Origin of the sequence: Nostoc sp. NZL, assembly GCF_015714705.1 — a bacterium.
Lineage (GTDB): Bacteria > Cyanobacteriota > Cyanobacteriia > Cyanobacteriales > Nostocaceae > Nostoc > Nostoc foliaceum_A.
Map to the genome: position 1 here is coordinate 1 of NZ_WBKL01000007.1, position 15,850 is coordinate 15,850.

A 15,850-nucleotide genomic window follows, 5' to 3' on the forward strand; every position below is an offset into this window, starting at 1 on the left:
GATTGGTACTCCAGCCCAACCACCCAAATCTCGCGGAAAGTCTCCAGGCTGGAAGACGGATCAACCACGTAAACGTAGAATTCGCTACCCCATAGTTAAAAAAACTACAACCAAGCCCCGCAAAGAGCAATCAGAATCTGCTTAGTAGTGTAGATTTTCATCTCTGAAGTCTGTTTCTTTTCAACTCAGCGTTGCTGAGTCTTTTCTTGTTGCCTAGTCTAAACTCCAGTAAAACTCTATCGGCTAAAATATGAGCCAGATTATTGTAAAAATTCTCTAGAGATTCACAATCCATCAGTCCTTCGAGAAAGCGAAACCCTTTTAGATTGTAGGCATATTCCAGCATTCCGAAGAGGTTTTGGATAGGCACTTTCGGATTTATTTTGAGATGCAATTCAGGAGTTACAGGAATGTAACCTACCCATCCTTTAGCTTTCAGTTTCCAATGTTGTCTCGTTTTATGGTTAGGAAATTCTATATCTACTTGTGTTTTGTATTTATCATCTAACTCGACTCCGACTGAATCGGGTATTTCATCACGCTGAAATAATTTATTTTCGTATTCTGTAAGTTCAATAATTATTGGTTTTGCTGGGTTGGTATACATAGTTTATTCTTGATTTCATCCCAGCGAAACTCATCTACTTTTTCTAGCTGGTTAAAAAAGTACTCTTCTAAATATGGCTCAATTTCCATACGCCATATATCTTCTATATCTTCCTGGAGATTGTCTGTTAAAAAGAATGAAATACCAATTTCGTAGTTTTTGTCTGCGATCGCCTGATTTAATTGCTGTAAAATCTTAATTAATCCCTCTACTGCAAAACCTCTTTTTCGGTGATAACGTCGCAGCACATCATAGTTTGGGCGAAGTTCAATAAATGCAAAACGACGGCGTAGCGCATGATCTATATTGGCAATAGATTTATCTGCTGTATTCATTGTCCCAATAATGCGGACATTTTCTGGAATGCGAAAGGTGTTACCGCCAGCTAGTGGAATTTCTCTATCTCGGTACTCAAGTAAGTACATTAGTTCGCCAAAAACTTGTGCGAGATTGGCACGGTTTATTTCATCAATGATTAAAACACAAGTATCATGATAAGACTCTGCCCTTTTGCAGAATTCCAAAAAGTGCCCTGGAACCAGTGGATATATTAATTTTCCTTCTTGACTTTGGGGACGGATACCTTGAATAAAGTCTTCATAAGAGTATGCTGGATGAAATTGTACTAGTTCCGAAAAACCATCACTACCGCCGATTAAGTGTTTTGCAAGTTTTTCAGCTATGAAAGTTTTGCCTGTTCCAGGTGAACCATATAAAATTGCTTGACCTTTACGATTAATTGTACGTATCCAGCTTTTTATTATTGTTTCGTTAAGACCTATTTCTTCAGTAAGTTGAGACAAAGTATATTCTGGGGGCTTAATTTCTTTACTCCAGTAAGTAGTCTTTTTGAGGTTGTAATTGCTGAAGTCATATTTCTTCACCTCTACAAGCCAATGAGAAAACATATCAAATAAGTCATCATCTCGCAAAGCTGGTACACCTGGTTGGTGCATCACTTTAGCAAATTCTTTAATTAGTTTGTGTCCTGTACTGTTGGCTGCTGGATAATCTGTTAGCTTTGGTTTATGGTCTGTATTGGCAAAATAGTTGATTACTCGCAGCAATTTATTGTTAATCAAAAGAAATTCATCTGGTCGAAGGCTGTTAAGGACAGGGGTGAGTATTTCCGTTTGGAAATCCTTAGAATAGGGTATCTGTGAAAATTCTTTACAAGCTGCTGATAATTTCTCTGGATTATCATTGCAGCAACGAACAAAATTCCAAATTGCAAAATAAATTTGTCGCCAGTCTTCGGGTTTTACCCATTTTGATCCTTCATACAATTCTTTTATATCTTTCGTTACAGATGAAGCAACATGAATCCAAGCGCCCCTTTGAGGATTTTTGGTATTGTTATCATAAGGTAGCAACAGAGGTAGTAACAATGATTCTGTCACGTTTTCTCCAGAGTCTGTTGCTGCTGCAATCGCTTCAAAATTACGACGTCTCTGCTGACGCTGCTGAGTATATGAGTTTGTATGACTTATCCCAGATGTTGTATAAGGATATGAGATTACGAATTCCTGAAACAACCTCACAAATTCAGATTTATTGTCAGCTAACATTATCATTAATAAACTTCAGATTAGTTGGTACATAATTTATTTATAATTAAAATAAATATATTTATTCAGATGAAGAACTAATTGTTATGTTTTGCATCATAGATTCAAACATCTTGAACTCACTTTCCTTTAAGTAACGATAACTTTGCGGAGGCCGAAATTCTGGTATTTTCTCTCTTAGTTGTGTTAACTCAATAGGATCTGGTAAGGTTTTGATATTTTTCACAAAAATACCAACCATTACTGAAGCACCATCATAATAACTTTGAAATTCTTTAGAACTAATTCCCGCTATATTTTTGACTTGTTTCCAAAATTCATTTAAGTCTTTTGGTAATTTTTTAATTTCCATTTGAGTAATATACTTTACTTCAAATGAACCTACTAAAGCTTTTTTGGGAGATGAGACATAGACTAAAACTAAGTCATCCATATTTAATCGAGAGCGAACACGACGGAGTTCTACTTGTTTTTTCCCAGAAAATATTTTTTCTGCATACTTAGGTTTAATTGACAATAAAAGGATGTTGCTAGGCATGAAAGTTTATCTATATCTTATTGGTATAGCCTAAATTATATAACTTTTTAAAAGAATCATTACTAATTTTACAAGCTGACTGGAATGATTCTTTCCTATTGATAATATTTTGAACTTGCTTTAAATTTATAGAATATTTAAACAACTCAGTATTACTGAATCGAATTGCCATGATATTGCCATCTTTATCTTGATTTACATTCATAATATCAGCCAATTTATAAACTCCTAGTCGTTGAAAACGTTGGTAAAGATTTTTAGGTTGATCGATGATAATCTCATCTACAAAGGAGCAGGCTCGAATAGAGCTTATTCCACAGTAAGACTTATAATCATCCTGGCTCACATACCAAATAATCCGACATGGAGCTTTTAATCCTCTTGAGTTCCTAACTGATCGATAATAAACAGCTTCACGGTTAAAAGCAAGTTCTATTTTTGATCCAAATAGAGTTTGCCTAGCCAAATCTGAATCAAATAAATCTTTTGCCCATTTGGGTTGAATGGGAATGATAAAATTTGGTATTTCAGCATCAATAATTTTTCCTGGAAAAAGGAATCGTTCAATATTTGCTGATGCTTGAATATCTGTAATTAAGTTGTTTGTATTGAGACTATCAGCTATTTGAATACAAAAATTATATTCTTGCCCTAAATTAGAAGCTAAAGTAACGAGGCGTATTGATAACTGGGATGCAGTTTCAGCAACTGCTAAGTTTACCTTTAGCCATCCGTTATTAACTCGGATAAAATTATCTTCCTGAATAGCTGTAATAACAGTTTCGTCTAAAGTTAAATCAGTAATTCTAGTAAATTGACGATGTTCATGAGCAGAATGTAATACCGATTGAAAAATCAAGTGCCGTACCAGTGTAGCTGATAAGTGATTATTAACAACTCTGAGAAGTGGAACTTCTAGCTCATTTTTTTTATGTTTACCATACACAAATAAAGCAAGTGGTTGATTTTCTCCTTCTATAACTATATAACAATCAAACTTGTCTACCTCAGCGAGAAACCGACGTAACTGCTGTTGAAATCCAGCTTTTGTTTCACCTTGATTTATACAAGTAAAATAATTGGTCAATAAATCTTCTTGTCCCCTTTGTACTGATACTTGCTTTAGGAGAGTACCAGCCAAACGTACAGGCTGATAATCAGGCTTATTGCGAAGCTCGTCTAATTGAATCAGCAGTTCATCAAGAGTAAGAATAGAGAGTCTAAATTTATCGTAAATTTCATCTGCAATATCTAACAGTTCTTTTTTATTACTTACGAATACATGAGATTCTGACGCTATAGCTCTCGCTAAATGACGTACATCAAGTTCAGAAAGAATTATATTTTTTGGATATATAACTTTTTGGAGATTTTGACATATTTCATCTAAACTTTTACTTAGACAGGGCAAGCTGACAAAACGTTTTGCTAATTGTCTTTGTGATTCTCTTTGCTTATCATCATTAACAAGACTTATATAGTTAAATATTTCATCGGTAATGCATAATTCTAGCTCTGGTTCTAACCAATCAGCCAATAGTAATCTAGATTCTTCATTACTGCTATCTTCATCTCTATATAAATTAAAAAAAATATTGGCATCGATAACAACGCATAGCTTTGACTCAAGCTTAAAAATGTGATTAGTAGAAAATAGATTTTGATGCCCGTGATCAAACCACCAAAAAGTTAGCAACTTCTTATCTTTACTCTTTCCTTCTTTTTCATATTGAGGAACGAAACCTAATTTTGACCACATACCTGCTAAGTCATAATCACGACGGCAGTTTAAGCCAATACCTGTATACTTTTCTTGAGTTATTTGTTTGAGGTGATTGACAAGTAATCTTGCCACTTTCTTGTTTTGATGCTCCCCATCAACGCAAAGATGAACGATTGTGATCCGATCATACGAATGTCGATATAATAAATAGCCAATGCACCCTGCTTCAGGATCAAGAGCTACAAGTATCTGGCGATTCTTTGCACGTTCTGCAAAATCACCTTTAGGGAAAAAGCCAAGGGTTGTTCTATTGAGACCCCATAGTTCTATAACGGCTGGTAAATATGGTGATCTGTCGTCAATCTCTTCAATTTTTATCTGACCGTCTTTTGTCACTTATTTTATACCTCTTTTACTATAGTATTCACTTACTGTTATTAAAATGGGAGCGCCTTAACACCTATCATATTTAGGAACTAAAATATAGCTTGCTACCGTAGGCTTTGTCTGTGTAACTCTAAAATACTGCCAATTTTTTAACGAACCGCCAAGACGCAAAGCAAGATAAGGAAGAAATGCTTAACCCAAATTAAGTTCTAACTAGCCTACCGTCGTTAAGGTAATGGGTGTATTAAGGCGATCGCAACAAACTTCCACTGGGCATATTAAACGATCGCAATGATGGTAAAAGAACGCCAAACTGTGGGTTGAATGAAAGTAACCGGATGCTGCGGCGCTACAGTGTAGAAGCTAATGACAGCAAGCGTAACACGGAGACAAAAAAGTGCAAATCACTAAGCGCAATGTTGAATTAAGAGTAGATGGCAGCTTAATGCGTGTTTATGTTGCGGCTCCCAAAGCAGCAGGAAAATACCCTGGTATTGTCTTCTACAGTGATATTTATCAGTTAGGTGATGCAATGATTCGTCTAGCTAACTACTTAGCAGGATACGGCTATGTAGTAGCAGCCCCAGAAATTTTTCACCGAATTGAGCCAGTTGGTTTAGTAATTGAGCCAGACGATCTGGGAAGGATGCGGGGTAATGACGATGCGCGTCGAACCTCCGTAGCTGATTATGATGCCGATTGCCTTGCTGTGATTGAATTTCTGAAAGGAGAGAGTGCGGTTTCTTCAAAAAAAATAGGGACTCTCGGCTTTTGTATTGGCGGACATTTAGCTTTCCGCGCAGCATTTCAAAACGAAATTCGGGCTTGTGTCTGCTGTTACCCTACTGGGATTCCCAGTGGTAAACTGGGTAAAGAGGTAGCTGATACAATCCAGAGGGTAAGTGAAATCAAAGGTGAGATGCTAATGGTGTTCGGTACTCTTGACCCTCATATACCAGATAGCGATCGCCAAACCATAATAAAAGCAATTGAAAATGCTAACATACCTCACCAAGTTTTCTTGTATGAAGCAGAACATACATTCATGCGCGACGATGGTTATCGCTATGATTCTAGTGCTACCACTTCTGCTTGGTCTGAAATAGTAACTTTCTTGGGACGTATATTTGCAGACTGAAAACTCCTATTATTGCTTTCTTCGCTAAACAGTTAGTAGCCCGTCAATTTTGAGTTGTCTGCAATGCTAATAACCCAGCACCATAAGCAGGCTCGTACCTCGGAAAAATCACCTTTACATTAGGAAACTTCTTAACAAGAGACGCTGCAAATCTTTCATGGATCTTGCATCTACCGCGCCACACACTTCCTGTTGTGACGACTTCTAAAGCTGAGTCAACAGTAAAAATTGCATGAATTACTGTAGATGTAGCTTTCACTAACTCTTTTACAGCATCATCAATTATGATATTCGCTACTATATCACCTGACGCTGCTGCAAAATCTACAATTGGTGCTAAAGCGGCTATCTGTTTAACTCCCCATTCTCGGCGATATACTACTTCTATTAAATCTTCTATATTTTCCAAATCAAGATGCTGTTTGAAACCCTCTACCAAACTCGTTGACATCTCTCGTCCATCATAAGATTTTAATGCTGCGTTCATGCCTGCGATCGCAATTTTATAGGCACTACCTTCATCTCCTAAAATATACCCCCAGCCGCCAACTCGCTTCGTATATCCCTGATGGTTTCGGCCGAAAACTATCGAACCAGTACCTGCTGCAACCACAATTCCTACAGGCTGACCAATTCCACCAACTAAAGCAATTAAAGCATCGTTACAAATTACAATATTCGCTGGCTGTAATGCCCAATAAATAGGCAATTTGTTATTCTGTAACTCTTTAACTAAACCTTTTACTACTTCGATATCTGTTGCACGACCTACACCTGCTAAACCCAAACATATCGCGTCAATATTCACAGTATTTGTAATTATTGCTGCTTCAAGCGCATGATGAATTGCTGATTGAATAGATTGTAAAGTTGCTTCGATACCTATAGTCTGATAATTAGATGAACCTGCTTTACCACGACCTAGCACTTGACGTAAATCATTCATTAAGACACAAACAGTCTTGCTACCGCCGCCATCTATTCCTAAAACATAACTCATGTTCTGTAATAATATTAATTATTGTGATGCTTTAGTTCTTCTTTTAAAGGAATAAAAAATAGAGCAATCATTCCAGGAATTGTGAACAAACAGACCATGATAAAAAATAATGGATATCCAAATGCTTTTTGCAGATAACCGCTAATTAAGCCGGGTAACATCATTCCTAAAGCCATAATGCCAGTGGAGATAGCAAAATGAGAAGTTTTATATTCGCCTTGGCTGATATACATTAAATAAACACTAAAAGCTGTAAATCCAAAACCATACCCAAATTGTTCTAAGGAAACCAAGGGATATACTAATGTTAGTGAAGGTTTGGCGTAAGCCATATATACATAAAATATATCAGGTAAATTCAAAGCTAAAGCCATAGGAAACAGACATTTTTTTAATCCATATCTAGAAATTAGCAAGCCTCCTAAAATTCCTCCACAAATCAGGGATATTACTCCAAATGTCCCATAGGCTAACCCGACATCTGATGTTGATAGCCCTAAGCCTCCTACTTCTGGTTTGTCCAATAAAAATAAAGAGGCTATCTTCACAAGCATTGCTTCGCCAAGTCTGTAGAGTAAGATAAATGCTAAAATATTTATAATTTTATCTTGAGCAAAATATGAGCTAATGATTGACCAAAAGGGTATCTTTTCTGTAGCCTGTAGCTGTTGTTTATTATCTGACTCAGGTAAAGGTAAAATTAGGCGATGGTAAATAAACAGGATTGCTAAAATTAAAGCTGAGAAGCCAATAGCTAGAGTCCAACTTAAAGGAATGTTATTGAGAGATACTTCAAGCTGACCTGCTAAAACTACTAATATTCCAGAGCCAAAAATGACAGCCATTCGATAAAACAGTGAGCGAATGCCAACAAAGAAGGCTTGTTGTTCTGGAGATAAAGCCAGTAGATAGAAGCCGTCTGTGGCAATATCATAAGTTGCGGAAATAAATGCTCCTATTGTTAATGCAGTGAGGGAGATGAAAAAGAAATTTGGTAGTTGTAAGGAGAAGGCTATCAAACCCAAGCAGCAGAACATGGCAAATTGGGTACAAAGTATCCATTTGCGTTTGGTAGAGTAAGTATCAACAATTGGGCCCCAAAACATTTTGATGACCCAAGGTAGATAGAGAAAACTTGTCCACAAGGCGATTTGAGTATTATCTATTCCGAGTTTTTTGTAAAAGATAACGGAAACTGTGTTGATGATGATGTAAGGTATGCCGGAGGTGAAATATAGGGTGGGGATGAATGTCCAAGGGGAGGTTGTTTGGTGTTTCATGGATTTGGAGAACGAACCGCAAAGGACGCAAAGAGCGCAAAGAAGATTAAGAAGAGAGTATGATGCGTTTGATGCCGTCTTTGAGGAGAGGGACGTTAAAGTTGATGAGAAGAGCTAGAGGGGTAATGAGTCATTTTAAGGTAGGAGAGGACTTGGGCTTCATGAATGGGGATTAAGTTTTGGACAGCTTTCAATTCAACAATTAGAGAGTCTCCAACCAAAAAATCTAATTTACCCTCGCCTACTGGACGACCTTTGTAGTTTACTTTGACTGGATACTCAAACTTGTGAGGTATCTGGCGCATCAGAAATTCTTCTCTCAGCGCCTTGTGATAAACCTCCTCTAAAAACCCTGCTCCTAATACCTGATGTACTTCAATCGCCGCCCCAATAACCCTATAAGCTAAATTTTCTATCTGACCACTTGGTTGCCTCATCTTATCTTCCTCCTCTTCCTTTGTGTACTTTGTGTCCTTTGCGGTTCGTTTCCATCAAACCCTCTCCAACCCTATGGCAAAATTTATTAAAGTCCTTCCTTAGTTTGCCCAGCATGACCGCAACCATTCCCAATCTCCCCAGTCTCTACGACCCCTTTTCCACTGAAGCCAAATGGCAAAAATTCTGGGAAGACAACCAAGTTTACAAAGCTGACCCCAACAAAGGCGGCAAACCCTACTGCATCGTCATTCCCCCGCCGAATGTCACCGGCAGTTTGCACATGGGTCACGCTTTTGAAAGTGCGTTGATTGATACCCTCGTGCGCTACCACCGGATGCAGGGGCGCAATACCCTGTGGCTACCCGGAACTGACCACGCCAGCATTGCTGTGCATAGTATGCTGGAAAAGCAACTCAAAAAGGAGGGTAAGACTCGCTACGAATTGGGGCGGGAAAAATTCTTAGAACGCGCTTGGCAATGGAAGGCGGAGTCTGAGGGAACAATTCTTAATCAGCTACGACGTTTAGGTGTCTCGGTGGACTGGTCACGGGAAAGATTTACTCTGGATGAGGGTTTATCTAAAGCTGTTGTCGAGGCGTTTACTCGCCTCTACGAGGAAGGCTTAATTTATCGTGGTGAATATTTAGTTAACTGGTGTCCCGCTTCTCAGTCAGCTGTGTCTGACGTGGAGGTGGAAAATCAAGAGGTTAATGGAAATCTCTGGCACTTCCGCTATCCTCTCACCGATGGTTCCGGTTTTGTCGAGGTGGCGACAACTAGACCAGAAACTATGCTGGGTGATACGGCTGTAGCAGTAAATCCCAATGACGATCGCTACAAACATCTCATCGGCAAAACTTTAACTCTGCCAATTCTACAACGAGAAATTCCGATTATTGGCGATGAATTCGTTGATCCCACCTTCGGGACAGGTTGCGTGAAGGTAACTCCCGCTCATGACCCGAACGATTTTGACATGGGTAAGCGTCACAATCTGCCGTTCATCAACATTATGAATAAAGACGGCACTCTCAACGCCAACGCCGGGGAGTTTCAAGGACAAGACCGCTTTGTTGCTAGAAAAAATGTGGTTTCTCGCTTAGAAGCAGATGGCTTTTTGGTGAAGATAGAAGATTATAAACATACCATTCCCTACAGCGATCGCGGTAAAGTACCCATTGAACCCCTCCTCTCAACTCAGTGGTTCGTCAAAATTCGCCCCCTAGCTGACAACACTCTCGAATTCCTCGACCAGCAAACTTCTCCAGAGTTTGTCCCCCAACGCTGGACAAAGGTCTATCGTGATTGGCTAGTAAAACTCAAAGATTGGTGTATCTCTCGCCAATTATGGTGGGGACACCAAATTCCTGCTTGGTACGCTATAAGTGAAACGGATGGGCAAATTACCGATAACACGCCGTTTGTGGTAGCAAAATCGGAAGCTGAAGCTTGGGACAAAGCTAAATCACAATTTGGCGAAAATGTCAAGTTAGAACAAGACCCAGATGTGCTAGATACTTGGTTTTCTTCTGGACTCTGGCCGTTTTCAACTTTGGGTTGGCCGGAACAAACTCAGGATTTAGCAACTTACTACCCGACTACTACTTTGGTGACAGGCTTTGACATCATCTTTTTCTGGGTAGCCAGAATGACAATGATGGCTGGGCATTTTACGCAGCAGATGCCTTTCCAAACGGTTTACATCCACGGCTTGGTGCTGGATGAAAAAGGTCAGAAGATGTCAAAGACCAAAGGTAATGGCATTGACCCATTGTTACTGATTGACAAATATGGTACTGATGCCCTGCGCTACACCCTAATTAGGGAAGTGGCTGGCGCTGGTCAAGATATCCGCTTGGAATACGATCGCAAAAAGGATGAATCACCATCTGTGGAGGCATCCCGCAACTTTGCAAATAAGTTGTGGAATGCTGCCCGATTTGTGATGATGAATTTGGATGGACAGACCCCGCAACAATTGGGGAACCCAGTAGCTATCGAATTGAGCGATCGCTGGATCATCTCGCGGTATCATCAAGTTGTCAAACAAACCACCAATTACATCGATAATTACGGTTTAGGGGAAGCAGCTAAGGGATTGTACGAATTCATTTGGGGTGATTTCTGCGATCAGTATATTGAACTGGTGAAATCTCGCCTTCAGCAGGATGCTGATCCAGCATCGCGGCGGGTAGCACAGCAAACCCTCGGCTACATATTGGAAGGAATTTTGAAACTGCTTCATCCGTTCATGCCTCATATTACCGAGGAAATTTGGCAAACTCTTACGCAACAACCAGCAGATTCCCCGCAAACTTTACCATTACAAACCTATCCCCAGGTGGATACAAACTTGGTTGATCCAGCTTTGGAAGAACAGTTTGAATTGCTGATTGGCACTATCCGCACAATTCGCAATTTGCGGGCTGAAGCGGATATTAAGCCAGGGGTAAAAGTGACAGCGAATTTGCAAAGTGAAAGCGAAAAAGAGCGGGAAATCCTGACTGCTGGACAGGCTTATATTAAAGATTTGGCTAAGGTTGAGACTTTAACCATTACTGACAAGGAAGAAAACCAAACTGTTGCTGCTAAAAAACCTCAGAGGGGTTTGAAGACAATTGGCTTAATTATTGTTGCCATTGTCTTTGGTAGACTAGGTTTGGCCGTGGGGAATGCTATTGATGACACTCCCATCGTCGGAACTTTCTTTGAACTAGTTGGTTTTGGTTACACAGCTTGGTTTGTTAGCCAAAATTTACTAACTGCTCAAGCAAGACTTAGGTTATGGAGCCGATTTTTCCCGCAGAGAGAATTAGAACAAGTACAAGAACCAGAAAATGCGATCGCTGGTGTAATTGGTACAGTTCAAGTGCTAATTCCCCTTGCTGGCGTGGTAGATGTCGAAGCAGTTAGTGCCAAACTACAAAAACGCCTGAACAAAGTAGAAGCAGAAATTAGTGGTTTACGTGCTAGATTAAGCAATCCTAAGTTTGTTGAACAAGCACCTGCTGATGTAGTGCAAGCAGCGCGAGAAGCGTTAGCAGAGGCAGAAAAACAAGCAGAAATTTTGCGCGATCGCCTCAAGGGGTTGTCGTAGCGATCGCCTACGTAGCTTAGGATAACTGTAATGGGTGATGGGAGTGTCAATAATTCTCAATTACCCATTACCAATTAACAAAATATCAATTCTGGCATTTATTTTTTATTAAATTTTTTTTGAATTTTGAATTTTGAATTGGAGCGAAGCAACCCTCATGCTATATCTAGCCCAGGTGCGTAAAAACGATTTTTTAGACCAGCACCAGTTACGCTTGTTGGCGCGTCAAGAAGCTGATAACTTGTGGGCGATAATTCCCGAAGAGGCCTTCATTCTGCTAGGTAAGGGGAAGATCATGAGTGAAAACTTGCTTGTTTTAGTGGAACTTTCCCCTACAGGCGATATTGAAAGACTAGAAGATGCCACCAACTGGGTACTGCATCTGGTACAAAGCTACCTCACCATCGGCATTACCCCAGAATTTTTGCAGCACGAAGCCGAGCGAGCAGAACATTGGCGGCAATCCCTGACGTTGCAAAACCAAGACTTAGCAAGGCGTTCCTTAGAGTTGGAAGCTAGACGCGAACAAATTCAAGCCTTAGAAGAAAGCCTCAAACGCGAGAAAAATAGTTATCCCCAAGAGGAAAGTTAAAAGTTTGCAATTGTATTGCCCATAAAGGCTTCAAGTGACTGTTGTAGACCGCGATGAGGGAACTTCCTCCCTTCGGAGGCTGAATCAGCATGAATTGGAGGCATGGCTGGAAGACTATAGCTTGGGTGAGCTTTGGCAGAAGAACCTCCTGGGCGGGAGACCTGCACGATGATTCGAGTCAATGTTTTCATATTCCAAAATAGCCAAGAAAAGTCAAAGTAATATCAGGATAATGATTACCGATAGTGGAAGCTTCATGAATTATATTATCAGTGGGAGCAATATATGCTTCCCCTGGTGCAACTCTTAATTGAACTACAGGATATGAAGGATATCGCAGCATAAACTCGTACCCTATTTCTGTACCTCTATAATGCTTATGAATATCCTCAGTCTCAGACAACCCCAAATGCCGAAACATATCCATCAGAGTTAGGTTAATAAACAAAAAAAATCTATCTTCTTGCCCTAAATTAATGCAAATTCTATTTCGGGATTTATGTCTGCGTCTCAATGGTGCTTTATCCCAACTATCAAGGTGCATACCAACGAACAGTTTTTCGTTAGAACTGCCATAATAATTAACAGTTACAGTTTTTAAATTAGGCTCAGTAACTTGAATACCTAATATTTCTAAATTTTGAGGATTTAAAATGTAATCTGAAAGACGATTGAGAACTTCTTTAATTGCTTTTTCACCTTCAAGATTACTGACAATAGATTGATACTCTTCTACTGTTTCTATTGAACGAAAATTAAATTTTCCCAAAGGCAACAAGGCATATTCGGGAATGCGAACTATAGCTATATGTGAACCGATATCCCATGTCTTCGGTTTGGACATAGCTTCATTGCTAAAAAGCAGGTTATATTCTGTTGTATTCGTTTGTCTCCAAGGTTCTTTGGGTAGAAAAGCACTACTGCGATATTTAACTTTATCGTCTTCTAATTCGATTTTTTGAAATGTTCCGGAACTCAGCCTAATTCTGGGATTATTTCCTCCAGAATTGATGGGATCAAAAATTTGGATGCTTTTTTTTAAATTTAAATTTTCACTTGTAATTATCACAAAGATTACCTAAAAACTTTTATGTTTCCCTAATTAAAAGTATTTTTTTATAACGGACAGTCTAATGCTGAAACTACTGGGAATTGCTTTGGCTGTTCAATATTGATTTTTCGAGAAATTGGTTCAATAATTCCCGATTGGATTAAACGTGATTCTATGTGTTTTAAAATTCCTTTTTCGATGATACAATCAATATTGCCTTCTTCATCAAATTGATTATTAATAATAGCTTCTTCAGCCATTGGATAACCGCTACAACTTCCAAAATATTGGCAGGAAGTACAGACAGACATCATGCGTTCTTCTGCTGCGGATATTACTTTTTTATGTACAGGGCTTAAAATAATATTTTCTAAAGGACTTTGAAATAAATTTCCATGACAAAATTCTGGTTTATAAGCATCTCCATAACTATAAATATCACCATTAACATTCACTACATAAATTGATTCCCATTCCGTCTTATCGTAAAAATATGATTGAGAATCAGAGCTATAGTGACGAAGAATTATTTCTATATATTCCATGATTGGCAAAATCATTACCATATTTTGGCTTTCCATCCACATATCTACAAGAGTGCAAAAAGCTTGCAGAACTTCTTGTGGAGTAATTTCAAATCCTTGATGTTGCCCTTCAAAAGCTCCATTGAATAGTGGTAAAATCCGAAAATGAAGCTTCATCTTTTCATAAAATTTAAAAATCTCTTGAAGATAAGGTAAATTTAATTTAGTTAAAACAGTAATACATCCAAAGGAAACATTTGCATTTAGTAAGCGATCCATATTTTTTAAAACTGTTAATAAAGAATCAACTCCTGATTGCTTAACACGTAGACCTCCAAATAAGTCAACAGAAACACCGACACCATCAAATCCCTCGGATAATAATCGGATACTTTCTTTGTTAAGTGTTGTCAGGTTAGTTTGAACTACATTAGTAACAGAACTTGCCAGTTCTCCAAAAATCTGTTGCTGATGGTCAAAAGTACGCCAATAATAATCAGGTGATTGCAAGAGTGGTTCTCCACCATGCCAAACAAACTGAATGTCTGTTTTCAAGTCAATCTGACTATAATAATTAGCAATGTGATGATACATTTTATCCAGTTGTTCTAGCGCAATTTTTGTTCTATCACCTAGTTCTAAGTATTCATAACAATAGCGACAGCGTAAGTTACAAAGCTTAGAAGTTTTTACCACAAATTGAACCTGTCTAGCTTCCGATTTCATAAGTTTAAACAGTGAGTTTAGACAATATTTTAGACGCACAATTAATTTAGAATCATCAGTTTTTTCTAAATTAATTATGCTTTCTCATCCACTAAACTTTAATGTATTAAAGATTGAAAAGTTTCTAATGCTGAAGGACGATTACCTTGTTGATTAGCTTGATAGGGTTGGTTTTGTACGAAACTAGGACCATTATCAAACAAGCGAAATTTTGGTCTTCGCGCTAGTAGCTGAGGTTCGTGTGGATCAACTGCTACAGTTTGTCTGTTTCCTATAATAGCTTGTATCTTTTCACTTAAGCTAGAGGAAAAATTAATAGTATCTACAGGGTTCATAGCCTCCTTAACTTGAATATTTTGATTAGAGTTCGCAGCTTGTACTAGCTCAGAAACCACTACAGATGGAGCCATAATTACTAAGAACAAAATCAAATGGCTTGGTAAATTAGACACTAACTTCTTCATAATGCCTCTCTTATTAAACTCCGTAAATTATCAAGTTTTCTGATTACTAAACCCAGGTGAGTATTTTTCCAGTAAGTATTCTTCCAAAATTTAGCATTTTGGGCAGACAATAACATTGTTATCACAGAGATGAGATGAAAAGCATTCGCGCTCTAATTGATATTTCTCTGCGCGTTGCTATGTTTGATTTTTAAGTATTTTTATCCCCTTTTCAAATCACAGTTTTGCAATAAAAATGCCTGATTAAGTCTTAAATTAATCCTACTTATCATACAAAAATATTATCCCAACTTTTGATAGATCAATCAAAATAAAATAGTCTATCAAAAGTTAGAAATAATGGTAGATAAAAAAGTTAAGTTGTCGGTGAAAAGCATCACCGTGGTCGGGTAGCAGGACTATATCGCTATAATCCCGCCCCCTCAGAACCGGACGTGCGGTAGGGTAGGTAGCCAGCGAGTTACCAGTATTGGTACTTTTCCAACCACCCCCCTCCAAACGAAGCATGACCGTTTCCGTATCACTTCGCTTTCCAGTAATCAAAACGTTTGAGAGTTTCACCATCGTAGCGTCCGTATTGGATTTTCTCGTGGCACTGACGACAAACCACAAGGGTTTTTCGTTTACGTGCTGACATTTTGACCATCCATTCTGGACGTTCTTTACATCTATGAAGCTTAATGTCTGCTAGTTTACGGATATGGTGGACTTCAATAT

15 protein-coding genes and 1 pseudogene are annotated in these 15,850 nt (G+C 38.6%); 3 read left to right on the forward strand and 13 right to left on the reverse strand.

All coding sequences use genetic code 11. The features are described from left to right. Positions 1–157: 157 nt before the first annotated feature. The 4 genes from F8R90_RS01035 to F8R90_RS01050 all read right to left on the reverse strand — a co-directional run bounded on the left by F8R90_RS01035 (position 158) and on the right by F8R90_RS01050 (position 4,832). Positions 158–607: a hypothetical protein gene (locus F8R90_RS01035; protein WP_196508821.1), complete on the reverse strand. Its 450-nt coding sequence runs from the start codon at positions 605–607 to the stop codon at positions 158–160. Continuing rightward, positions 580–2,175, reverse strand: coding sequence for an McrB family protein (locus F8R90_RS01040; protein WP_230966022.1), 1,596 nt, complete (start codon positions 2,173–2,175; stop codon positions 580–582). The genes F8R90_RS01035 and F8R90_RS01040 overlap by 28 nt, the downstream gene beginning before the upstream one ends. Positions 2,176–2,236: 61 nt before the next feature. Further along, positions 2,237–2,713 carry an ASCH domain-containing protein gene (locus tag F8R90_RS01045; RefSeq protein ID WP_190894319.1) on the reverse strand — a complete coding sequence of 159 codons (477 nt, stop codon included), beginning with the start codon at positions 2,711–2,713 and terminating at the stop codon, positions 2,237–2,239. A 10-nt stretch (positions 2,714–2,723) separates the two neighbouring features. Further along, a complete protein-coding gene (locus F8R90_RS01050) occupies positions 2,724–4,832 on the reverse strand; it encodes a GNAT family N-acetyltransferase (RefSeq protein WP_196508825.1) in 2,109 nt (702 codons plus the stop codon). A 388-nt stretch (positions 4,833–5,220) separates the two neighbouring features. Between F8R90_RS01050 and F8R90_RS01055 the strand changes: the two genes are divergently transcribed. Beyond that, positions 5,221–5,961, forward strand: a complete 741-nt coding sequence (locus F8R90_RS01055; RefSeq protein WP_196508827.1) for a dienelactone hydrolase family protein — start codon at positions 5,221–5,223, stop codon at positions 5,959–5,961. 43 nt (positions 5,962–6,004) lie between these two features. Here F8R90_RS01055 and F8R90_RS01060 read toward each other — a convergent pair whose 3' ends face one another. From F8R90_RS01060 to F8R90_RS01070, 3 genes and pseudogenes are all read right to left on the reverse strand, one after another. Further along, positions 6,005–6,961 (reverse strand): N-acetylglucosamine kinase, encoded by a 957-nt coding sequence (locus F8R90_RS01060; protein ID WP_196508829.1) that lies wholly within the window; start codon positions 6,959–6,961, stop codon positions 6,005–6,007. 14 nt (positions 6,962–6,975) lie between these two features. Continuing rightward, entirely contained in the window at positions 6,976–8,241 is a 1,266-nt protein-coding gene (locus tag F8R90_RS01065) for an MFS transporter (RefSeq protein ID WP_196508831.1), read from the reverse strand. A 46-nt stretch (positions 8,242–8,287) separates the two neighbouring features. Next, positions 8,288–8,678 (reverse strand): annotated as a pseudogene (locus tag F8R90_RS01070) (GxxExxY protein). A 113-nt stretch (positions 8,679–8,791) separates the two neighbouring features. Between F8R90_RS01070 and F8R90_RS01075 the strand changes: the two are divergent. Beyond that, positions 8,792–11,776 carry a valine--tRNA ligase gene (locus F8R90_RS01075; protein WP_196508833.1) on the forward strand — a complete coding sequence of 995 codons (2,985 nt, stop codon included), beginning with the start codon at positions 8,792–8,794 and terminating at the stop codon, positions 11,774–11,776. 157 nt (positions 11,777–11,933) lie between these two features. Continuing rightward, the gene (locus F8R90_RS01080; RefSeq protein WP_190894337.1) at positions 11,934–12,368 is read left to right on the forward strand and encodes a hypothetical protein; all 435 of its coding nucleotides are present in this window, start codon (positions 11,934–11,936) and stop codon (positions 12,366–12,368) included. Here the strand turns inward: F8R90_RS01080 and F8R90_RS01085 are convergent. The 6 genes from F8R90_RS01085 to F8R90_RS01110 form a co-directional block, all read right to left on the reverse strand. Further along, on the reverse strand, positions 12,365–12,550 hold the full coding sequence (locus F8R90_RS01085) for a hypothetical protein (protein ID WP_196508835.1): 186 nt from the start codon (positions 12,548–12,550) through the stop codon (positions 12,365–12,367). The two genes, F8R90_RS01080 and F8R90_RS01085, sit on opposite strands and share 4 nt — an antisense overlap. Positions 12,551–12,555: 5 nt before the next feature. After that, positions 12,556–13,437, reverse strand: coding sequence for a hypothetical protein (locus F8R90_RS01090; protein ID WP_196508836.1), 882 nt, complete (start codon positions 13,435–13,437; stop codon positions 12,556–12,558). 47 nt (positions 13,438–13,484) lie between these two features. Beyond that, on the reverse strand, positions 13,485–14,669 hold the full coding sequence (locus F8R90_RS01095; protein WP_196508838.1) for a radical SAM protein: 1,185 nt from the start codon (positions 14,667–14,669) through the stop codon (positions 13,485–13,487). Between the two features lie 98 nt (positions 14,670–14,767). Then, on the reverse strand, positions 14,768–15,133 hold the full coding sequence (locus tag F8R90_RS01100) for a hypothetical protein (protein ID WP_196508840.1): 366 nt from the start codon (positions 15,131–15,133) through the stop codon (positions 14,768–14,770). Positions 15,134–15,463: 330 nt separating this feature from the next. Beyond that, positions 15,464–15,640 (reverse strand): hypothetical protein, encoded by a 177-nt coding sequence (locus F8R90_RS01105; protein ID WP_196508842.1) that lies wholly within the window; start codon positions 15,638–15,640, stop codon positions 15,464–15,466. A gap of 13 nt (positions 15,641–15,653) precedes the next feature. Further along, on the reverse strand, positions 15,654–15,850 hold a 197-nt coding region (locus F8R90_RS01110; protein WP_196508844.1), incomplete at its 5' end, for an HNH endonuclease.